This window comes from Flavobacterium sp. DSR3-2, assembly GCF_049896525.1.
GTDB lineage: Bacteria > Bacteroidota > Bacteroidia > Flavobacteriales > Flavobacteriaceae > Flavobacterium.
Map to the genome: position 1 here is coordinate 35,869 of NZ_JAFCUM010000012.1, position 20,267 is coordinate 56,135.

Sequence of the window (20,267 nt, forward strand, 5' to 3'; positions counted from 1 at the left end):
TTAGTGATTAAATGTTAATGTTTCATGATTAGGGTTTATTAAGTCCTTTGGCAGTTTTTATGATGCTGGTAAGCATTTTGATGAGTTCAATTGCTTTGAAATTGAGTTCCTCAAAAAGTTTTTTTGAAATGTAATTCGTAGCAACTAAAAGTTCTAACCAATAAATAGTTTCGTTGACCTCTTTTTGAACAATTGCATTTTTATGGATGAAATCGGCTTTACTTTCTGCATGTTCCGCTTCTCTTACCATTGCTCCAACAGATGTTCCTGAAAGTAAGATTTGTTTAGAAAGGACGAATTCTTTTTGTTCCAAACAAAGTTGTTTGTTCAAATTGACAATTTGAATTGCAAAGCCAAAACTCTTTGTTTTAATAATATTCTCTCTCATTTATTTAACATTAACCATTAATACTTTACCCTTGCTAATTAGTTGAGGAATATTTTTTGATTTTTAGCTAGTTTTACCATAAGTCTTTCTCGTAATTTACTTATGTAAACTTCCAGTTGTTCAGGTGTTTCAATGGTTGTTGGCGGCATTTCATTAGCCACACTGATGATTACACTTTGATGATAGTCTTTACCTGATTTTTTAGCTTCGGCCTTGGCTTTGAAATCTTCTATGACCTTAAAGTTTTCTGCTCTAAAATCATTTATTTTCACATTATACACCTCTAATTGGCTGTAGTTTTTCTCTTTTTCAATTCTATTGATAAAACTTGGATCCGCAGTAAGGTTTGCTTCTGTAATGCCTAATTTAATTTTATGTTGCTCGATTTCACTAAAGACAAGCTCGTACATTTTTACGGTTTCGGTACGTAAATCTTTGATTTTGCTTTTTAATGCGTCATGGATTTCTTTGTATGCCTTTTTCATTTGAGGCAAACTGTCCCAAGGTTCTTTGTCATTCTGGATATAATCAAGCAAATTATGTGCAGTAACTTGTTCTACCTCATCGAGTGCGCTAAAGTTGTTTTTATTTCCGCCAATGAACTCTTTGATTTGTTCATAGGTTTTTAGATTATGATCAATAAATTCTACTACATACATGTATTGATCACGATCTGTTTTTAAGGCATTTTTATTTTGTTTTATTAATTCTAAGACCTGTTCCTGATCTCTGGCCATAAACAAGTCTGTTAATCCTTTTTGGAATTTTTTGATATGATTTCCAAAAGTATACGTCTCATATTCTTCCTTGATTTTGTTGACTTCCAATAATTTCTTGGACAATATTGCTTTTAGCTGCTCTACCGCTTCTTTAAAATCAGAGGTAGCCGCTGCAATTACATTTTCGGCGAAAATTTCATGATTCACTGCATGAATAAAGTCGTTGATTTCTTCTTGGGAGTGTGCCTTTTGATTTAAAATTGCGATGGAATCTCTTTCTCTGCTATTCAAAGCTTTGTCTGCATATTGAACCAAATCGATACCGTCATTTTTCCATTCAAAATGTTTGATTCCTTTTTGGGCAATTTTGAGCAGTATGTCTAAAGTCGCGACGTCTTTCCATCCATAAGGTGCTTTTTCGAAGTTCTTAACCACATCACCCACATTAGGGTTTTCACCCATAAGGTTTAATTTGGTAGACAATTCTTCTTCGGCAGGATCTAAACCAGTATTGGTTTTTGTCTGTTTTGATTTTGCATTGGTGATTAATTCAGCATTAGAACTCGCATAGGTATTACTTAACCCATGTTTTCTATACGTTTCTTCTAAATGCTTTTTAATCATATCTTCAAAACGTGCCGCTGTTGTATTACCGTTTAATTGATCGCTGCTTATAATTTGTTGATTGGATATGACACTTGTTGTCAAAAACTTATTTTCGAAACGTAATTTAATTTCGCCCAATAATATAATGTTATTATTTCTGAAATTATTAAGTGTTTCAACTCTTGGTCCTTTGGCAGATGATGAATTTAGTGCGATGAATTTTTGCACCCGAACATAATCCAATATTTTGTTTTTTAAATCGGTATCGGTGTTTAGCCACTCACTGATGGCAATCACTAAATCATTGGATGGACTGGTGTGTGCCAGTTGTTGAATATCCGTAATATCAAAAACAGTAAAGCGTATTTTAAAATCCCCATTGCGTATCATTTCCTTATCATCAATTGCTATTGCTGATTTGAAATTATGGTTACCAAAGAATTTAATATCAGGGTTTGGTTTGATTGTTTTTTGGATGACATCATCATAAAAATATTTGAGTTTGTCGTCACTGTTAATTGCTGTATGTTTTATTTGTTGGGCTACATCAATTTCATCGTCCTTAAGAAAACGGTATTTTCCTTCGCTTACCTGAATGATATTTTTATCTACCAACAAATCTAATATCTGGGTAACTTGTTTTTGAATTTCTAGTTTGGGAGTGTCTACCGCCTTCATTAACAATAAAGCCATATTCTCTACTGTAGCAGGGAAATTCACTCTATGGCTTTCGCCAAGATTAGAAACCATAAACAAGGTGTTGACCACTCTTTTTGCAAATTCACTTTCTTTGACTTCGTTTATGTTATAGGCTCTGTCCAGAATACTTCGGGCAATAAAGGTTAAGTTTTTATCAAACTGATCATTGAAAAACAAATCGAAAGGAACAAAATAACCTACCTCATTGTCTTTACACAAATTAGCGGTATAGTGCGTAATTCCCAAAATCGCCCTTTCGGTATTTTTCACACCTTGTCCTACATAGCCTACGTTACTGAAACTTTCAAATACATCTGATATCAATCGAAATTGATAAGGAATGAAAGGATAGGTTAACGTAAAATCATCCTTGCCTATATAATTTTCATATAGGTCATGGTTGAAAACAAATTGATTTTCAATAGCCCCTTTATTATTTTTATAATAATCAGACAATATGCCAATACCTGACGCTTTTTTCTCTAATATTCTTTTCTTTGTAATGTATGTTGCATCTTGACTTTCCAAAGAAATAATAGTTTCAAAACGACCTAGAATTTTTCCAAAGTCTTCTGTTTTATCATCTGTATTGTTTATCAAATTGGAAAGTTCTTGTTGAGCCGTACATACTACCCAAACTTTATTTCCAATTTTGCTTCCAATTTCTTCTATAATCGTTTGCAGGTTTAATAAAAGCGCCGTGTTGGAACCTATGTATTGAGACACTTCATCCAACAAGAAAATTAAACGGTAACTGTCTGGTTTACCATTCAGAAAATCCTGAAATTCAGCTATCAAAAATTCAATTGTATAATCTTGATTTCGATCTTGAATCGTGCTTCTTAATGACTCTGTATCAAATTCAGAATTACAGTCTTTAGCAATATCTAATACCTTTTTCAAAGACATCCGTGTAAAACGTAATTGGTTACCCGACCAATCTTCGTTAAAAGCTAGTTTTATTTTTTCTCCAAAGAGCTCTAATTTACCTAACTCTTGCAAGGGCTTTTCTAAATACAGCGCTAACGCAATATTGGTGTTATTGTATCCCCTAAAATTGTTAAGTTGGTTGAGAAGTACCTTAGTGATACGATCTTTTTCATCTTCATTACCAGAAACCGCGTCTATGTTGAACATAATTTCCTCGATTTCCAAGACATCCATTTTCTTTAATAATGATGCTAATTGATTCGGATTTGGTTCTTCCAATGCTCCTAGATCGTTAACTGCTTCGTTGAATTTTATGAAGGCATTTTCTCTGTGTTTTTTGTTCAAGCAATAAAAGAGGTATTTGATGAAGTGCGATTTACCGCTACCATAATAGCCACTGATCCAAACTCCTGTTTTACCTTCTTTTCTGTTGGCAACGGCGTCTAAGAACTTATAGACATTTTTGGTAATACCTTGTGTGAAAACATATTCTTCAATTTCTTGTTTGATGAAATATTCTTCCATTTCACTTACTACAACCGCTGGATTAATTCTTCGATCTATTTCTTTTTCGTAAAGGGTTTCAATTGTTATCATAGGATATTATTCTGTTGCTATAAGATTGTTAAGGTGGTTGGCTCTATACAGGTTGTCATCGTTTAGGAAACCAAAAAGGTTATAATTGTTGTTTGTGTAATCCCCAGGATAAAACACGATTACTTTGAATTCTTTGATAAGTTGTTCTGTTTTTTTTAGAAAATCGGATGATCTTATATAAGGGTAAGTACTACCAAATCCATATAAAATCAGATATACTTTCTTTTCGTTGTTTTCTCCAAAATGGTCTTTTACTTTTTTTGTGAAATTTTCATAAAATTTCCCTTCATTGATCTCATCGATTACCCAATCCGAAGCTTCTTCAGGGTCTTCTTTCTCTTTTTCAAGGATCAGATCAAAAAGTGCACTTCCAGCAAATTGTTCGTTTTTTAAGAAATCAATCAGTTCTTCGTACATGTTTATAACCAAGGAATCCAGATAATGGTTGGGTCTTTTTAATTTTTCAATTAATAGATTTATTTCCCTACGCATTTCATATTCGAGAGCAGGGTCGTAGGTATAGATATATGCAGGAAAGAAAAGGTTTCCAGTTCTTGGCTCTTGGAACCCTTTATCTGCCATCAACTCGTATAATTTATTGCTGTTTAACATCATTAAATTTCTTGTTTTTCAGTTTCATTTAGTAAAATCACATCTAAAAACCAGTTATCCCCAATTGAGACAATGTTTCTAAGTACCTCTTTGTTGATTATTATTTTATGAAGTTTGTTTTTATTCAGTAATCCTAAATCTTTTAGCATTTTTAAAACAACCTGACCACATTTGTAAATCGTTTTATCGGTTATTTTTTCTAGTTCTGGATGGAAATCCCTTTTTCTGTATATGAAGTTTGATAAGTCATTGACCTCTAATTCAACATCAAGATTTTTCCATTTGCTTAATACCATTTCCAACATAAAGTGTTTGATTATGGGATAGCATTTGCATATACCATAGAAAAGGATCAAGTTCTTTCCATTTTTATCGTAAGAGGAAAATTGATGCAAGAGATTTTCATTATCTATAGCCAAAAGTCTTTTTTCAATTTCGTTTTTCAATCTCTTTTTTGAGCTTTCTGAATTTACGGGAATTACATTTATATCAATATTTTCATTACCATTTAGAAATGCCTCAAAGTCTTTTATTTCAGTTATAAAAGCTTCGGTCTCTCTAAGTAATAATGCTCCTGCCGTAAAAGCGGTGCTATATTTTATTTTGTTATCTGCCATCTAGTTTAGAATTTTTTTATTTTCTTCCAATAGATCTTTGGCTTCAACATTTAACAATAAAGCAATTTGGTATAATTGCACAATACTTGGCTGCCTTCTGTTTTGAACATAGGAGTTGACCATATTATAACTTTTTCCCAATTTTTCTGCTAACCAAATCTGTGTTAATCCTTTGTCTTCTAGCACTAATTTTATTCTATTCATTTCTAAAAAATTAATGTTTAAATGTAGGATATTATAAATGATATAACAAAATATGAGATAGTATTTTAGTGATCAAATATATATATGCCATTTGATATTACTTTACGGTTTTCCACATTTTAAGAGAATGAATATTTATTATTTGTTTTATTTCCATTTGTTTTGCATCATTATATAGCTTTTTGACTGTTAAAATGTAAATAAACGATATTTTAAAGGATAATGCCATACCCACTTTTAGTGATATTGTTTTTGGCGTAATAGGTTATAAAGACCTCATTTTTGTGGTTAGTGACCTGATTAAGCTTTGTATTAAAGCTATCGAGGCGGAAGAATCTCATGACCGAGGCTTGATTGTCAGTCCGCTTGTTAACATAATTAATATTCTTGAAATTGCTATTCAGATTTTGCCGTTTGAAAAAGCGGAACTTTTGGACCAGCTGCGGGCGTTGATGGAAAAGCCACAAGGATAGGCAATAAGCGAATTTTGGAAGCATAGTCATTCAGGAATTTGGCTAGGTGTTATTTTGTTTGTTCAAAATATCGATAAGAATTTCTAAATCGTATAGTTGAATACTCTCTGTATTTTCTTGTGGTTCTTGAGGAAGTTGTACCGAAGTACTATTTTTGAAGATTATTACTTCGCTTAATTGATCTTGCGAAATAAGTACTGTTAATTGACTGAATGTCTTTGTGTTGCATATTATTTTTTTGCTTTTAAGATGGATAAATATGTTCACTTTTTTAGCATTTTCATTGTAATCCAGTGAAAGTAATTTTGAATTATGTGATTTCAGTGTTATGTCTGAAAATATAGGAATGTCCCTTCTCTCGACTTGGGATGGTAAAAGTATAGCAGTAAATTTCCATGCTCTCAACTTAGGCGCGTTGTCAATTAATGCTATTACTTGATTGAAGTATTCTGGGTTGCCATTGCCGGTGATAATGAATTCGGTTTTGTCTTCTGTGGTGTTTGGAAAAATGATTATGAAATCTATTTCCTTACAATAGTAGCCTAATTGCTTGTTGATCCAAAAGAGGATGTGTTCTTGTTTTTCAATGGTTTCGTTGATGCCGTTTTTGATCGTTTGATTGTTGTCTTGGAACCAGTTCCAGAAAGTGTTGATTTTTCTCATGATGAAAAAGTTTAAAGTTTAAGGTTTGACAAGTTTAAATTTGCTTTTCGATCTAATTTTTGCTCAAAGTGATGCCGTTGCTTTGTTCAAGGAATGATTGTTATCGTTTATCCTTTGTTTCTTTATCGAAGGTGATAAGGTTAAACATGGCTCTCATTCTGGAGCGGAGGCGGTTGCCGTAGTTGTTTTCGATTTCGGAGGCGGAAAGGTTAGTAGTGATGTGAGTGACGGATTTGTTTTCGATAAACTGTTCGTAGCGGCTGATGAGTACTTCAGCCATTACGTTGCAATCGTTACCGAAGTGTTTTATTTGTTGTTCGGCACCCAAATCGTCAAAACAATAGCCAGTTAGTTTCGATTGATTGGCTTGCTTTAGTGTGTAGCAGTTGATAGCCTCAAAGCCATTTCGGGCAAATTCAAACGAGATTTCCCTACATGTTTTGATTTTGTAATCGGATGAATGATAGGCAAAAGGGCGTACTAAGTTCATTAGGGATGTTTTCCCGCAACCAATTGCTCCTGATAATAAAATACCTTTCGATAAGTCTATCTTTAGGTTTAAGGCTGTTTTCTCATCTTGAATCATATAAATCAACAATTTGTAGATGGTAGGGTAATCCATTTCACTAATTTGAAACGAACTTCCATAAGTGGTTTTTCCTTGGCTTTCTAAATATTCCAAGCATTTTTGGAAATTATAGACTTTGAAACCTTTATGGACCACGAAGGCTTCACGGACGGATTTACAATGGTTCGTCATAATTTTTTTGGGTTGCCGTGTGCAGGTGTATCGGTTTTGGTTGGGAGTTGTAATCGGATTTTGAAACGTTTGTTGCAAACTTAGCTGTGTTGATCATCCAGTTTCTTGCTGCTGCTTTCCAATCTTTCATTTTTGTTTTTCCACCAATGAGCCAACCGATGCTAGAGTAGTAATTGAAAAATTTATTGGCTTCCGTTTCGGTATTCTGCTGGGAAAGGAAATAATCAATCGCTAATTCAAGAGTTGGGATAATGTGATCGAAGATTAATTCCGGTTCAACTGGTTTTTCTTTTTTGGCGCAACTTTTTTCTTTTTTTTCTTCTGGATTTTTTAAAGGATTCAAATTTTGAACAGGTTGATTTATTGAATTTTTATCTATATCTATTTTTGTATTGTTTAAAATGTTTTTAGATGTTTGTTTTTTATTATATATATAGAGCTGTTCATTTACCTGTTCAATGACTTGTTCATTTTTTGATTCGGTCAAATTGTGAACGGGTTCATTTTTTGAACGTGTTGGCTGTGGGATTTTTGAAATTGTTTTTTCTTTTTCGGAGAAATTGGTCATAATGATGTTGGAGCAAGAGTGGGGATTAAATGTTGGGTTGTATACCATAAATCCCAAAAGCTCTAACTCTTTCATACATTTATGATAGGTCGCTTTAGAATTGATCTTGCTGGCTTTCATGATTTCTTCCCGAGAAATACCTGTTGGATTCTTAAACCTATTCACGTTCCAACATTGGAAAAGGGCCAAATACAGGGAAATGTGGGTAGGGTTGAGGTTGGTTTCATAATTGATTTTATTGAAAAAACCAGTGAGGTGTTTGATATAATTCATTTTTGAGTAGTATTAAGAATGAAGTATTAAAAATTAAAATTTATAAATTTGGATTATGTCTCTCGTCTCTCGACTGCGCTCGAGATGACGCGTTCGAAATGACGGTGAGAAGTAAGATGTTAAGGGTTGAGGACTTTTAAGATATCCTCATACTTGTAATAAAGGATGCTGCCAATTTTGGTGAAGTTTAAGGTTCCATTGATGCGAAGATTTTGTAAAGTGCCTGGAGAGATTTTAAGAAGTTTTCGAACTTCTGATGATTTTAGCCATTGGGCTGGCTGTTCTTGTTTTCCGACCATTTCTTTGATTTCAGCGAGCATCACATTGCTGAAATTTAGCAGGTCTCTTTTCGTGATGGGTTGGTGGTTGAGCAGTTCTAAATTGTCTACTCCAGGGAATAATTTTTTAGGATGTAAGTTCATGTCTAAATGAATTAAATTGTTAGTTATACCAGCTAACTCTCAAAATGGCCTTAATAAATGTTTCTTTATCCCTTTCTTCTTCAAAATAAAAATAAACCGTAGCGCAGCTATGCTTGATTTTTCTTTCTCTAATAAAGAAAAAAATATTCCATTTCTTTTACGGCAATTTTCAGTGTTAACTGGTACGACAAATTAATTTCATTTGTTTGACATTTAAACCCAAGGTGAACCCAACTTGGGTGTTATTTCACTATAATTTGCCTCAAATCCCGTCGTTTATAAGGGAATATTTTTTCAAACGGCGAAAAACTCCGTTTTGGCAAAATGGGTAAATTGGGTGATTTTAGGTCAAAAATGGTGTTTTTGGGGTAAAAACCCAATACGACCCAACCTTGGGTAATGAATTCCTACAAAATTGACGTTTGTCCAAAAAAAAACCTAGCAATTGCTAGGTTTAGTCAAATTCATCATTGTTATTTTCATCTAAATTTTCAGAAAGTCCGTTTAGAAACTTGCCTTTTGGTTTGGGTCTGTTTTTTATGTCCGTAAAGCATCGATAGATACTATTGTCTAATGGTATATTAAAAGCGATACTAAACTCCTCTGCAATTTCTTTAATTTCGGCTTTACCACCGTTAAATATTTTTTGATAATACAGGGAATAAATCAATTCTACTATTTCAATTTTGGTGCCCGTCCAAGTAAGTTTTGATTTTCTTGCAGGATGTTTTATAGCACAGCTGTTATTGATTTGTTCTATCTTTTCTTCCAAGTAAATTTCTAAAAGATCATTTGCTATAATACTGGCCAATTTATAATCATGGGAAGTACACAGTTTTTTATCGAAATATATTGAATTTATATCCGAGTTGATTATCTGCTTATCTAAGTTTCTGACAAAATATAATTGATCGTTGTAACTGCTGCCCGATCGGAAGTATTTGTAAAACTCCTTATCCTTTTTGGGAAATTGATAACAAATATCAAGCGCTTTGTCGTAATGCTTTAATTTTTGTTTATTGCTATTGAGAGGCGAAATTGATTCGATATCCAATAACTTTTTGTAAAAAATACATTTTGATATTATTTTAAATTTCAACTCCTTAAAAAAGTGAATTTCTTCTTCAATCGAATTGAAAATATACTTTTTCAACCATTTGAAAAGCTCTTTAAGTTTTATTTCTATATACTGAATCGCTTGTTTTGCCTGACTGATAGGATCGGTGGTTTCCTTTTTAATTTTTTCAATTTCCAATTCAAATTCACAAAAGAAAGCATCGCAATATATCTTCATATATAAGTTTTAGTTTACAAAATATCAAACTAAAGTATGCTATTATTACAGAGTTAAATCGTACGTAAAAGTTAATTATTTTATAATGACTTGCCAAATTTTTATTAATGTCTTGATTTAATTGGTCTTGTCGAGCTTCATTTGATGTGCGTTTTTGAATTTATCTTTAAGGATCATCATATCATTGCTTATTTTCTTGTCTAAAATCTTCGCATAATGCTGGGTGGTTTTTAAATTGGTATGTCCCAACATTTTGCTTACCGTTTCAATAGGTACCCCATTAGAAAGAGTAATAGTTGTTGCAAAAGTATGTCTGGCGATGTGAAAGGTAAGTTCTTTATTGATTTCACATACATCAGCGATTTCTTTTAAGTAAGCATTCATTTTTTGATTGCTCAAAATAGGTAAGAGTCGATTCTCATTTACACACGTTGGATGATTTTTGTATTTATCGACAATTTCCATTGCCATTGGCAATAATGGGATTTTGGATGGGGTATCCGTTTTTTGTCGGTTCTTAAAAATCCATTTATCTCCATCTATACCCAAGCTTATGTGGTTTTTGGTCAATTGCTGGACATCGACATAAGCCAAGCCGGTAAAGCAGCTGAAAATAAATATATCGCGAACCAATTCCAATCGTTCCGAAACAAATTTTTTATTTATCATACGTTCTATTTCGTCTTCGTTTAAGAATTCTCTAATGACTTCTTTGACTTTGGCTTTGTAGTTGGCAAATGGGTCTTTGGCCAGCCATCCGTTGGCGAGGCATTGGTTGATGATTTTGTGGAAATTTTTGACGTATTTAACCGCCGTGTTGTTATTGCAATTGCGAACACTACGGAGATAAAATTCATACTCCATGATAAAGGCATGGTCAATCTTCTCTATATTAATATCAGAAAGACTGTATTTCCAGTGTAGAAAGTCTTTGGTGTGTTTGAGTGAGGTTTTATATCGCTCTAGCGTTCCTGGTGCGTATTCGAGACCTAAAAGCTCTTCTATTTTTCGGTTGTGCTCCTCGAAAATTGGAATTAACATTCGCTCCCTTTCTTTAGTTCCTGTTAGCTCATTTTTGAAGGTTTCATAATTTACCGGGATATCTTTCTTGATTAAAATTTTCTCAATATTTAAAATCTTAGATTTTAAATGGTCAAGATGTCCATTTATTGAACGAGCTTCTTCTGAAGTTCCTTTCATTTTAGACATTTCAGAATGCCATTTTTCTGGATCAACAAATTTACCTGTGCTGTTGTCTAATCGTTTGCGATTGATAGTAATTCTTTGAAAAATTGGGACTAGCCCTTGAGCATTCACTTTTGCTCTTTTTAGATAAAAGAGAATTGAAATTGGTGCTTCCATAATTTGGTAACCTTTAAGTTAATAGTAATTTAAAAATACTATCAACACAAAACAAGATGTTCATATAGTGAACACCTTATTTTATAAGGGTTTCCAAAGGTAGGGGCACATCATTTTTAAATTTGTAAAGTGCCCCGCAAAGTACCCCTTATAGTATGAGAAACCATGAATAATTTGGATAGGTCGTAAAATGAAAAACCCTCTAAATCATACGATTTAAAGGGTTTTAGTTGGCTTTTTGAATTAACCAGCGGAGAAAGAGGCTCCGATGCCTTTATAATAGTCCCAGTAAATACTGGGCTTTCGAAACGTTTTTTAAGAACAGAGTCACCAATAGGGTCACTAAACTTTCAAAGTCTTTTTTAACTATGTAAAGGTAAGGGATAAATATTTTAATTGAATACATTTTAATGTAGAATCACAGAGTTTTACATATTTTGAGGTAAATAGAGGTAAGTATCTGAACAAATTAACACGATAAGCAAACACAGATCTTTTTGGATGATTTTTTAATCGAAAAAAAGTGGATACTAACTTAATGTGCAGTTTTTATTTGCATATCCAAATTGCAACATATACTAAATATCAAAACATTGCTAATATTTAAATCATAAATTTAAATAAATTTGGTTTCTTACCAAATTCCCGTCAAAACATCTATATTCCCGCCATCATCAATTGTTTACCCCTAAATAATGCTTCACAATTCATCGATAATCGGAAATAGTCCGATTATCGATAAATAAAAATACAAAAATATATGTAAAAATATTTGCTTTAAATCGGAAAAATTCCTATTTAAGAAGAATAATTCAACAAACATGGACTTTATATATTTAGTTAAATCATTTATGAATGTCCCGCTGAACAGGCAGGTCATGCTCGATATGCTTAAAGATTATAAAAGACCAAATGACAAGATTAGCGAACAGATAAAAGGTGGTGAACTGATTCCATTAAAAAAAGGACTTTATATTTCTGGAGTAAAAACAGATTTAACAGGTCCAGAGCCTTTCCTGATTGCAAATCATTTATGGGGACCAAGCTATGTATCACTTGAGTCTGCTATGTCTTACTGGGGAATTATTCCCGAACGTGTCTATGAAGTAAGTTCAATTACTATAAAAGATACCGGTGACTGGACCAAAGAGGATCTGACACAGGAGGATGTGCTTGAAGTGCTGCGAGAGAAATTTAAAACTGTCTCATTTGACAGTGTAAAAGAAGATGTTATTCCGTTTATAAAAGACGATAAAGTTCTTGAAATTTGGGGAGAGCAGTATTTTAACGACCTTTTGGAAAAACTAAAGTTTCAGTAGGTCTCAAGGTATTTCATTGTTCGTGCTACGCACGCAACGAGCTCTAGCTGTTAAGTGTAGTTATTTTTTTTCGTTTATATATTCGTCTGTAAAATGTTGTTTATGTTTTGGTTTAGAAAATTTGTCAGCGTTATATTCTTTCGAGTTTCCTTTTGTAATTGAAAGAGAAGTCCAATTTTCGTTACACAACAGTTTTCCGATAAACACAATTTGTCCAACGTGATATGGATAATGAGCAAGTTGTCGGTTTATAGCTTCTGTTATTGTGTGTCCTTGATTTCGTATAAATATTTCCTTTGTCAAATCGTTTTCTGTCAACGGATTTATTGCGTTAAATAAACATGTCCAACCTTCATTCCATTTTTCTAAAAGTTCAGTTCTGTCAGCAATGTCATTGTCAAATTCAACATCTCTTTGTCGCCATTCTTTTTCTCCGTCTGTTGTCTGAAAATCTGTCCACCTTGAAAGCATATTTCCCCATAAATGTTTTACAATTGTCGCAATACTATTACTTTCTTCATTTAATTGTCTGAAAAGTTGTTCGTCTGTTAGTTGCGAAAATGTCTTCTCTCCAAGTATTTTGTAATACTCAAATTGTTTTTTCGCACTGTCTATAAAGCTGTTTGTCATATCATTTTAATGTCGTTAATTTTCGTTCGGTTTCGGGTTCTGTATAATTGCCACCAACCTACTGTCGTTTGGCAAAGAACTCCCAAGGGGAGTCTTTTGCCAAACGGCCAGTTGTAAGATATTTTCCTCTGAAAGATAGGAAAAGCATTTCAAAGGAAAACATCTTACAACGTTGGTACTACAACGGGTTTGGGATTAAATTAATCCCTATTCTCGGATTTGCCTAACATCTCAAACACAAAACTTTTTCAAATTAAGCTAATTGCCAAAATCTCTTGTGAGCAAGTGTTGTGCGTTCGTCTTTTTAATTAATCAGCTTTAGTTTTTTAAATGCTTCTTTAGTTGAATTTAAGCGAATTATTGAAAATTCATCCATATTTGTTTCTTCTTTTTCTACGTTTGTTGCAAAAAAATAAACAGAATTATTCGTTTCTAAATATCCAACGAGCCAACCATTATTTATTTCATTTCTCATTCCCCAACCTGATTTACCGCTTAAAACATAACTTTCAGTTTTCTCAATCTGCATTATGTCTTTCATTATATTTTCATTTCTTTTTGAAATCGGTAATTTTGAGAAATATAATCTTTCTAAAAAGTCAATTTGTTGCATTTGTGAAAATTTCGATTTTCCTTGTAGCCAAAAATCATCAATTGTTAAAGTATCGAAAACCATTCCGTTATAATTCAATTTTTTCAAATATGATTTCATTCTTTTTACACCAATTTTTCTAGCAATTTCTTGATAACAAGGAACACAAGAAACTTGAAATGCTTTTTTAAAAGTCAAATCTTCCTCCCATTTTTTAAATCTTCGTTTTTCTCCGTTCCATTTAAAAATTGAAGAATCATTTTTGATTATTCCAGTTTCTAAAGCAATAATTGAGTTTGGAATTTTGAAAGTTGATGCTGGAATTATTCCAGTTTTTGCCCAAGAAAAGTTGTTAGAATAATATGTTTTGTTTCTTACATCAAAAATTAATATTGAGCCTTTTACTTTTAAACTATCCAAAATATTTCCAAATTCAGATTTTACTATTTCCTTTGGTTTTACTATTTTAGTTTGGCAATTTCCATTATGATTTACTAATAGAATTAGATTTAAAAGTATAAATATTTTTCTCATTTCAATTTTGTTTTCTTTCAGTTTTCTGTCGCGCGAAGATGACGCACAACTTATTTATAGGCAAAACAAATCTTAGCATTTACAAGTAAAGATGGGTAGATTGGCGAAGGTTTATTTTGTTTTTTGTGTTTTCAAATATATACAACTTTTATTACACTCGTATAATTGTATCGAGATAATTTCCTTAATTTTTGTGGTGAAGGATAGGAAAAGTTTTTCTGGTTCATTTTTCACTGGCAGTTAAGGAATTGGGTGTACTTATTTATCTGCTCATGGTAATAGGCACGGAATGCAATTCCACGCGAACGGGTAATGTCTTTTATTGAATTTCGCAAAGAAATCATATTTATAACGCGCTTGGCGAGGTTGCGAACTTTAGAACTGATTTTTTTTCTATTAAAGATAAAAATTATTGCGAAATGTAAACGTGAATTTACCACATAATTCGCAATCTTGCCAAACGCCTGTTAGCCGTTCGGTTTTATATTTATTTTCAATGTTTCTCTTTCTTTTTTCAGATTTTCACTGTTTAATCCCATATTAATAGCAATCCAATTTTCGTCATTTATTCTTCTTTCAAACGTCTTATCTGGATTAATTTTAAATCCAACTTTTTCATAACATTTTATCGCTCCAATATTCCAATCAAAAACATTCAGTTCTATTATATTCTCTTTAAAATCAGTTTTAATAATTTCAATTAATGAATTTACAATTTTTGTTCCAAGTCCTTTTCCTCTATATTTTTCTTCTCCAATTAGTATTCTGCCAAGTTTTGCAGAATTTTCGCTTATAAATATTTCAGAATATCCAATTAATTCTCCATTCTGTTCAATTATTTCATATGCAAATCTATTCTTTTCGGTCTTTGTAATTTCTATTTGTTCAATTGTTAATGGAAACTCAAAATTTGGTCCGCTAAATTGCATTAAAATTTCTTTAGAATAAATCCACGAAATTAATTTCGGATAGTTTTCAACTTGAAATTTTCTTATTTCTATCATTTTTCTTTTATTCGGGTAAACTGACGGCTAACTTATTTATAGGCGACACAAACTTTCGCATTTACACCTAAATATGGGTAGATTGGCGAAGGTTTATTTCGTTTTTTACGTTTTTAAATATCTATAACTTTTATTACACTTTTATAATTGTATCGAGATAATTTCCTTAATTTTTGTGGTGAAGCATGGGGAAAGTTTTTCATGTTTAGGCTGTATTTTATTATTGATGGAATATTGGTCAGACTGAATGCTGTTTTTATGCAATATAGTTTCATTTTTTTTTACAGCATTTCATTTTCCACTGGTAGTCGAAGAGTTTTCAGTAATCCTTAACATTTGCTAATAGGAATGGGCACGGAATGCAATTCCGCACGAATGGGTATGGGGTGGCGAATTTAATTTTACACGACAGAATAAAGTAAACCACACAAAAGGATTTGTGCGGCGTAAATAACGTCCCGCTGCTTTGAGTGGTGGGGAATTCATAACCTTTCAATTTTCGGCTTGAAGAAAACTTGATACGAAACGATAATTCCACTAAATTCCAGCCAAGTCAATGGTTGTTACGTGCTTGTAATTTTTTTTAATTGTATAAATTTGGTTTTGTTATTCCTTTTTTTGAAAAGTATTCTTTATTCATTTCAAAATGTAATTCTGTCATTTGGTTTAAATAATCTTTTAATGGTTTTAAACCGTATTCATTTCTTCGTTTATCAACATTTAAACTGTCAATTAATCCATTTTTCGGTTTTGCTTGTCCGTTTAATCTATAGTCAACTTGAGTTCCGAAATTTTGTTTTTCTCCACCATTTGCATTTACTCTATCAAGTGGATATGCGTAATTATCTGGATTTGCATTTTGGATATGCAAATAAAACCCGCAGTATTAGTTAAGCAACATTTTTAAAATTATTTTTCTGTTTCCAGAATTCTTCTATTGTTTTGTAATCTAAGGCGGAATGCCTTCTTTTTCTGTTGTACCAGATTTCAATAAATTCAAATATATCGAGTTCCATTTGCTCTTTTGATATAAGTTTATTACCATAAATTTGTTCGGTTTTCAAAGTCTTAAAAAAGCTCTCAGCTACTGCATTATCCCAACAATTCCCTTTTCTACTCATACTCCTTGTAATCATTTTATAGGAATCAATCACATTAGTAAACTTCTTGCTGGCGTATTGAATGCCTCGGTCAGAATGAAATACCAATCCTTTTTCAATGCTTCGGTTTTTAATAGCCATTCTCCAAGCCGCCAAAGAAGTTTCCTCTACACTCATCCCGTTACTTAGACTCCAACCTATAATTTTTCTGTCATAGAGGTCTAAAACGGTTGTTAAATATAAAAACCCTTCTTTTACTCGAATATAAGTAATGTCCGATACCCAAGCTTTTGAAGGTTCTGTAACCGAAAATTCTCTATTTAAAACATTGGGTACAATTAAATACTTATGCTTAGAATTTGTGGTAACCTTGAATTTCTTGCTTAATTTACTTCGTAAACCCAGTTGATTCATATATTTAGCAACTGTAATCCTTGATAATTTATTACCTAAAGAAGCCAACTCGGCAGTCATTCTTGGACTTCCATATCTTTGTTTTGAATTAAAATAAATGGATGTTATTTTTTCTTTAACAAGCTCAACTCTTTGTTTTCTATCTGAAACGGACCGACTTTTCCATTGATAATAACTTCTTTGACCAACTTGCAATACTTTACACATCTTTTCAATCGGAAATATCTTTTCATTGTTTCTGATGAAAGCATAAATCATCGACCGTTTTTGGAAAAGATGCCAATTGCTTTTTTTAATATATCTCGCTCTAGTTCAGCATCTTTTAGTTTTCTTTCAAGCTCAGAAATTAGCTCCTGTTCTGGCGTTTGCTTTAAATTGCCATTACCTGGAAAACTTCCTTGTCCAAACTCTTCGTACTCTTTTCTCCATTTATACAATTGTGGAGCTGTAACTCCTAATTCTCTGGCCAGTTCTGAGATGTTATGTCTCTCATAACTCAATTGAACGGCTTTCTCTTTAAAAGTTCGGTCATAAATTTTACGCACTTGTTTCATATGTTAAAATTAAGGTTTTATTCTTAACTTTTTATGCAGGTAAAGTTAGCAAGTCCATTCTTTGTAAATTTTTCCAACTGCAACTTTTACGTTTTTTAAAATTATGTGATTGTCTTCTAAAGTATCAATGTTAGTTAAATTTACGATATACGAATTATGAACTCTCATAAATTGATCTGGTAAGTTTTCAATTAATTCTTTCAGAGATTTGTAATAAATATATTTTTTGTTTTCGGTAGTTAGAATTTCAACATAATTTCCTAAACCTTTAATTATGGTAATTTCGTCAAAATATAATTTCACTATTTTTTTGTCAGTTTTGATAAAAGTAAAATTTTCACTTTTCATAAAAGGTCATTTTTTCTATTCAGTTTATTTAAAATATCGCACAACCTTTTGCTGCTTTGAGAAGGAGTGTTGTTAGTAATCTTTCAATTTTAGGATTAACGAAAACGTGATGCGACACGTTAATTTCACTAAAGTAAACACTATATCAACAGTTGTTAGGCGATCGGTTATTTTTGAATTATTTTATTCGGTAGGTTATATTTTTGGTTTTTCAATATGGCCATAATTGCATCTGAAATTTCAAAAACTTTTCCATTATAGTTATTGTCTAACAAAATTATTGTGAGCTTCTCTTTAATATCTGCAACTAAAATCGCTTCATAATTTCCGGATCTTCCATCATGTAAATGCTCAATCAAGTTTTCGTTATTATATTTTGCTTGTCCCAAAGCTGATTGAGTTTCTGCCAAATCAAATTGTTGACCTATTTCATAAAGTGACTTTTTATTAATAACTACATTATTATGAAGACAATTTGACCATTTTAATAAATCAATAATTGTGAGGTAAGTTCCTCCTGTTATTGGTAAATCTATTTTGTCAGGGACTAAATTATTATTAAATCCTTTAGCTATATTTTCTTCGCCTACTAACGGAGTCAATTCAGCCAAATCCATTTTACAAAGCTTGAATATGAATTTTTTTGCATAAGTTTTAAAAGACATTTTAGTTAATCGTTCTACAATAAATTGTCTTAAAAAAATATTATTATTGTTATAATCGTAATTAGTACCAGGTTTAAAATCAAGCGTGTCAATGAGCATCAAACCATCAAAAAGGTCTTTGTCATTTTTAATACTTTTCCAATTTACATTAGGTATTCCACTTTTGTACTGTAATAAATCTTCAATCGCAACTTCATTTGCCCATTTTGGTAATTCGGGAATAAATTGGGAAACCTTATCGCTCAGTTTTAGTTTACCATGTTCTTTTAATTGTATTAATGCAACCGCACTAAATTCTTTTGTAATTGAGCCAATATTAAATCTGTAGTCAGTCGTTAATTTTTTCATTTTAGTTGCATCAGTAAACCCAAATGAAGCGTTGTATATAATTTTATTATTTTTTGAAACAAGTACATTTCCATTAAAAATGCCAATCTGATTTGACCACTTCATTAAAGAGTCAATTTGGTTTATTTGTTTAGTTTGAGCAAATACATTGTTTGTCAGAAGTAATAGAACTATGAAATTTAAGAATAATTGTTTATTATTTTGCATAAGTTACTTTCTTGTTTTCTGTACGATTTTTTGGGTTAACTGCAGCCTAACTCACGGAGACTCACTTCAAAATAGCGACTATATACCAAAATAGGGATATATTGGCGCTATTAATAGTGAATTACAGTTTGCTTTTAGTTATTTTCAAATATATAGAACTTTTATTATACTGTTGTACTTTATTACTTGTAGTAGGAATTTAAAATAGCATTCCGCATCTCGTTAATCAAATTAAGCTTTTTGCGATATTGATCTTCTTTTTCTAAGAGTAACCTCAACGCCTGTACTTGTTTCTGGTGCAGTTCGAAATTCTCTAGCATTTCATTGACTTTAGCGTCAAAATCTTTCTTGAAATCATTTATGCGTAAAAATGGAATTACGGACCCGATTAAAAATTGGTGCCAGAATTTTGCTTGCCATAAACTATAAGCTAACCAATACACTGTTTCGGCATCTTCATCGTTTTGAAATAGGATTACAAAGCTATTGGTAAATGGTTCTTTTTGAGGCTTGCTACTGTTCATTCCTTTGTTCAGAATAAAGATTTGGTTTGCTCTGTAAACAGCATTTTTTTGGTGTGTTTTGATGATGAAATTCGGCATAGCGCTTTGGTGTTAGAGATTTGACCTTAATTTTTCGGAAAAGAAAAAAGAGAAAAAAAGAAAGCCGTTATAACAGCAGAAATGACGAACGAAAATGGAGGGAAGAATGACCGACTGAAAGTGAGGAATGAATGCTATTATTGCTGGATTTTTTTCTTTTTATTTTCAGAAAAATGCACTATCGTACTTGTTGAAATTTCTTAGGGGTGTTGTTGTATAATCGGCAATTAAATACCCCCAAGCACCGCAAGGAGCAAGAAAAGTGGTGCCCGTTTTCAGGGCAAGGAACTTTTTTTTGCGGATGAGGAGCGCCGTGGCGGGGTTGCGGCAATCGAACAGCCACCATAGACGCGAGAGTTGAGCGAAGGTACGAAGCGAAACGTAGCGGCTATGAGCGTGAAACGGTGGGTGAAAAATAGAAGGCAACCGCCTTTCCTCCGGTGTTCCTTGATTTAGGGCAAAACGACCTAGCCAACTGATAATTGATAGTGGATAATTGATAATTGGAAATGGATGCTTCTAAGATAACGTAAGCGAGGTAAGCGGAGCCAAGGCCGATGGCTGTGCGAAGGAGCAACCGCTGAAAAAACGGAGGGCTGCAGACGCAATATGGCTGGAATGCAGTGAAGCGGTATTGTGGATGCATAAGCCCGACCGAACGGAGGAAGAGAGCGTGTAAAGATGAGGAACGAAACAGTGCAAAAAAACAGCTGCTTATTTTCAAGCTGCTGTTTTTTTAGTGCTGTGAAGTGTCTGCGGAACG

General features: G+C 32.5%; 22 protein-coding genes. 1 reads left to right on the forward strand and 21 read right to left on the reverse strand.

From position 1 onward, the window contains the following. Positions 1 to 28: 28 nt before the first annotated feature. The 11 genes from ACP7AV_RS13440 to ACP7AV_RS13490 all read right to left on the reverse strand — a co-directional run bounded on the left by ACP7AV_RS13440 (position 29) and on the right by ACP7AV_RS13490 (position 11,187). Positions 29 to 388 (reverse strand): four helix bundle protein, encoded by a 360-nt coding sequence (locus ACP7AV_RS13440; RefSeq protein WP_426092382.1) that lies wholly within the window; start codon positions 386 to 388, stop codon positions 29 to 31. Positions 389 to 426: 38 nt separating this feature from the next. Further along, positions 427 to 3,939 (reverse strand): BREX system P-loop protein BrxC, encoded by a 3,513-nt coding sequence (gene brxC / locus ACP7AV_RS13445; protein WP_426092383.1) that lies wholly within the window; start codon positions 3,937 to 3,939, stop codon positions 427 to 429. A gap of 6 nt (positions 3,940 to 3,945) precedes the next feature. Next, the gene (locus tag ACP7AV_RS13450) at positions 3,946 to 4,554 is read right to left on the reverse strand and encodes a BREX protein BrxB domain-containing protein (protein WP_426092384.1); all 609 of its coding nucleotides are present in this window, start codon (positions 4,552 to 4,554) and stop codon (positions 3,946 to 3,948) included. Beyond that, positions 4,554 to 5,168 carry a BrxA family protein gene (locus tag ACP7AV_RS13455; protein WP_426092385.1) on the reverse strand — a complete coding sequence of 205 codons (615 nt, stop codon included), beginning with the start codon at positions 5,166 to 5,168 and terminating at the stop codon, positions 4,554 to 4,556. Before ACP7AV_RS13455 ends, ACP7AV_RS13450 begins: the two co-directional genes overlap by 1 nt. Next, on the reverse strand, positions 5,169 to 5,372 hold the full coding sequence (locus ACP7AV_RS13460; protein ID WP_426092386.1) for a helix-turn-helix domain-containing protein: 204 nt from the start codon (positions 5,370 to 5,372) through the stop codon (positions 5,169 to 5,171). Between the two features lie 515 nt (positions 5,373 to 5,887). Further along, positions 5,888 to 6,508: a hypothetical protein gene (locus ACP7AV_RS13465; RefSeq protein WP_426092387.1), complete on the reverse strand. Its 621-nt coding sequence runs from the start codon at positions 6,506 to 6,508 to the stop codon at positions 5,888 to 5,890. A gap of 100 nt (positions 6,509 to 6,608) precedes the next feature. Then, positions 6,609 to 7,268 (reverse strand): ATPase, encoded by a 660-nt coding sequence (locus ACP7AV_RS13470; RefSeq protein ID WP_426092388.1) that lies wholly within the window; start codon positions 7,266 to 7,268, stop codon positions 6,609 to 6,611. Further along, positions 7,252 to 8,109, reverse strand: a complete 858-nt coding sequence (locus tag ACP7AV_RS13475; RefSeq protein WP_426092389.1) for a transcriptional regulator — start codon at positions 8,107 to 8,109, stop codon at positions 7,252 to 7,254. The genes ACP7AV_RS13470 and ACP7AV_RS13475 overlap by 17 nt, the downstream gene beginning before the upstream one ends. Positions 8,110 to 8,228: 119 nt before the next feature. Next, a complete protein-coding gene (locus tag ACP7AV_RS13480; protein ID WP_144065025.1) occupies positions 8,229 to 8,531 on the reverse strand; it encodes a helix-turn-helix domain-containing protein in 303 nt (100 codons plus the stop codon). Between the two features lie 454 nt (positions 8,532 to 8,985). Then, positions 8,986 to 9,825: an RteC domain-containing protein gene (locus ACP7AV_RS13485; protein WP_426092390.1), complete on the reverse strand. Its 840-nt coding sequence runs from the start codon at positions 9,823 to 9,825 to the stop codon at positions 8,986 to 8,988. Between the two features lie 117 nt (positions 9,826 to 9,942). Beyond that, positions 9,943 to 11,187: a site-specific integrase gene (locus tag ACP7AV_RS13490; protein WP_426092391.1), complete on the reverse strand. Its 1,245-nt coding sequence runs from the start codon at positions 11,185 to 11,187 to the stop codon at positions 9,943 to 9,945. Positions 11,188 to 12,008: 821 nt separating this feature from the next. Here ACP7AV_RS13490 and ACP7AV_RS13495 point away from each other — a divergent pair. Further along, a complete protein-coding gene (locus ACP7AV_RS13495; protein WP_426092392.1) occupies positions 12,009 to 12,506 on the forward strand; it encodes a hypothetical protein in 498 nt (165 codons plus the stop codon). 60 nt (positions 12,507 to 12,566) lie between these two features. On the opposite strand, the gene ACP7AV_RS13500 is transcribed toward ACP7AV_RS13495, so the two are convergent. The 10 genes from ACP7AV_RS13500 to ACP7AV_RS13545 all read right to left on the reverse strand — a co-directional run bounded on the left by ACP7AV_RS13500 (position 12,567) and on the right by ACP7AV_RS13545 (position 19,504). Further along, positions 12,567 to 13,136: a DUF1572 family protein gene (locus ACP7AV_RS13500; protein WP_426092393.1), complete on the reverse strand. Its 570-nt coding sequence runs from the start codon at positions 13,134 to 13,136 to the stop codon at positions 12,567 to 12,569. Positions 13,137 to 13,440: 304 nt separating this feature from the next. After that, positions 13,441 to 14,262: a class D beta-lactamase gene (gene blaOXA / locus ACP7AV_RS13505; protein WP_426092394.1), complete on the reverse strand. Its 822-nt coding sequence runs from the start codon at positions 14,260 to 14,262 to the stop codon at positions 13,441 to 13,443. 467 nt (positions 14,263 to 14,729) lie between these two features. Next, a complete protein-coding gene (locus tag ACP7AV_RS13510) occupies positions 14,730 to 15,266 on the reverse strand; it encodes a GNAT family N-acetyltransferase (protein WP_426092395.1) in 537 nt (178 codons plus the stop codon). Positions 15,267 to 15,407: 141 nt separating this feature from the next. Further along, complete coding sequence (locus tag ACP7AV_RS13515; protein ID WP_426092396.1) at positions 15,408 to 15,530, reverse strand: DUF4113 domain-containing protein; 123 nt, start codon at positions 15,528 to 15,530, stop codon at positions 15,408 to 15,410. Between the two features lie 319 nt (positions 15,531 to 15,849). Next, the gene (locus tag ACP7AV_RS13520; protein WP_426092397.1) at positions 15,850 to 16,137 is read right to left on the reverse strand and encodes a hypothetical protein; all 288 of its coding nucleotides are present in this window, start codon (positions 16,135 to 16,137) and stop codon (positions 15,850 to 15,852) included. A gap of 19 nt (positions 16,138 to 16,156) precedes the next feature. Next, a complete protein-coding gene (locus ACP7AV_RS13525; protein ID WP_426092398.1) occupies positions 16,157 to 17,038 on the reverse strand; it encodes an IS3 family transposase in 882 nt (293 codons plus the stop codon). After that, positions 17,035 to 17,334, reverse strand: coding sequence for a transposase (locus ACP7AV_RS13530; protein ID WP_426092399.1), 300 nt, complete (start codon positions 17,332 to 17,334; stop codon positions 17,035 to 17,037). Before ACP7AV_RS13530 ends, ACP7AV_RS13525 begins: the two co-directional genes overlap by 4 nt. Positions 17,335 to 17,379: 45 nt before the next feature. Beyond that, entirely contained in the window at positions 17,380 to 17,682 is a 303-nt protein-coding gene (locus tag ACP7AV_RS13535; RefSeq protein ID WP_426092400.1) for a LytR/AlgR family response regulator transcription factor, read from the reverse strand. A gap of 167 nt (positions 17,683 to 17,849) precedes the next feature. Beyond that, positions 17,850 to 18,902, reverse strand: coding sequence for a serine hydrolase domain-containing protein (locus tag ACP7AV_RS13540; protein ID WP_426092401.1), 1,053 nt, complete (start codon positions 18,900 to 18,902; stop codon positions 17,850 to 17,852). 182 nt (positions 18,903 to 19,084) lie between these two features. Beyond that, positions 19,085 to 19,504, reverse strand: a complete 420-nt coding sequence (locus ACP7AV_RS13545; RefSeq protein WP_426092402.1) for a DUF6943 family protein — start codon at positions 19,502 to 19,504, stop codon at positions 19,085 to 19,087. Between the last annotated feature and the right edge of the window lie 763 nt (positions 19,505 to 20,267).

Bases quoted from the DNA above. Each gene is read 5' to 3' on its own strand.
- blaOXA (WP_426092394.1), bottom strand. From the start codon at position 14,262: ATGAGAAAAATATTTATACTTTTAAATCTAATTCTATTAGTAAATCAT.
- ACP7AV_RS13470 (WP_426092388.1), bottom strand. From the start codon at position 7,268: ATGACGAACCATTGTAAATCCGTCCGTGAAGCCTTCGTGGTCCATAAA.
- ACP7AV_RS13440 (WP_426092382.1), bottom strand. From the start codon at position 388: ATGAGAGAGAATATTATTAAAACAAAGAGTTTTGGCTTTGCAATTCAA.
- ACP7AV_RS13465 (WP_426092387.1), bottom strand. From the start codon at position 6,508: ATGAGAAAAATCAACACTTTCTGGAACTGGTTCCAAGACAACAATCAA.
- ACP7AV_RS13530 (WP_426092399.1), bottom strand. From the start codon at position 17,334: ATGAAACAAGTGCGTAAAATTTATGACCGAACTTTTAAAGAGAAAGCC.
- ACP7AV_RS13510 (WP_426092395.1), bottom strand. From the start codon at position 15,266: ATGATAGAAATAAGAAAATTTCAAGTTGAAAACTATCCGAAATTAATT.
- ACP7AV_RS13475 (WP_426092389.1), bottom strand. From the start codon at position 8,109: ATGAATTATATCAAACACCTCACTGGTTTTTTCAATAAAATCAATTAT.
- ACP7AV_RS13480 (WP_144065025.1), bottom strand. From the start codon at position 8,531: ATGAACTTACATCCTAAAAAATTATTCCCTGGAGTAGACAATTTAGAA.
- brxC (WP_426092383.1), bottom strand. From the start codon at position 3,939: ATGATAACAATTGAAACCCTTTACGAAAAAGAAATAGATCGAAGAATT.
- ACP7AV_RS13525 (WP_426092398.1), bottom strand. From the start codon at position 17,038: ATGATTTATGCTTTCATCAGAAACAATGAAAAGATATTTCCGATTGAA.
- ACP7AV_RS13460 (WP_426092386.1), bottom strand. From the start codon at position 5,372: ATGAATAGAATAAAATTAGTGCTAGAAGACAAAGGATTAACACAGATT.
- ACP7AV_RS13495 (WP_426092392.1), top strand. From the start codon at position 12,009: ATGGACTTTATATATTTAGTTAAATCATTTATGAATGTCCCGCTGAAC.
- ACP7AV_RS13490 (WP_426092391.1), bottom strand. From the start codon at position 11,187: ATGGAAGCACCAATTTCAATTCTCTTTTATCTAAAAAGAGCAAAAGTG.
- ACP7AV_RS13485 (WP_426092390.1), bottom strand. From the start codon at position 9,825: ATGAAGATATATTGCGATGCTTTCTTTTGTGAATTTGAATTGGAAATT.
- ACP7AV_RS13535 (WP_426092400.1), bottom strand. From the start codon at position 17,682: ATGAAAAGTGAAAATTTTACTTTTATCAAAACTGACAAAAAAATAGTG.
- ACP7AV_RS13500 (WP_426092393.1), bottom strand. From the start codon at position 13,136: ATGACAAACAGCTTTATAGACAGTGCGAAAAAACAATTTGAGTATTAC.
- ACP7AV_RS13545 (WP_426092402.1), bottom strand. From the start codon at position 19,504: ATGCCGAATTTCATCATCAAAACACACCAAAAAAATGCTGTTTACAGA.
- ACP7AV_RS13540 (WP_426092401.1), bottom strand. From the start codon at position 18,902: ATGCAAAATAATAAACAATTATTCTTAAATTTCATAGTTCTATTACTT.
- ACP7AV_RS13450 (WP_426092384.1), bottom strand. From the start codon at position 4,554: ATGATGTTAAACAGCAATAAATTATACGAGTTGATGGCAGATAAAGGG.
- ACP7AV_RS13455 (WP_426092385.1), bottom strand. From the start codon at position 5,168: ATGGCAGATAACAAAATAAAATATAGCACCGCTTTTACGGCAGGAGCA.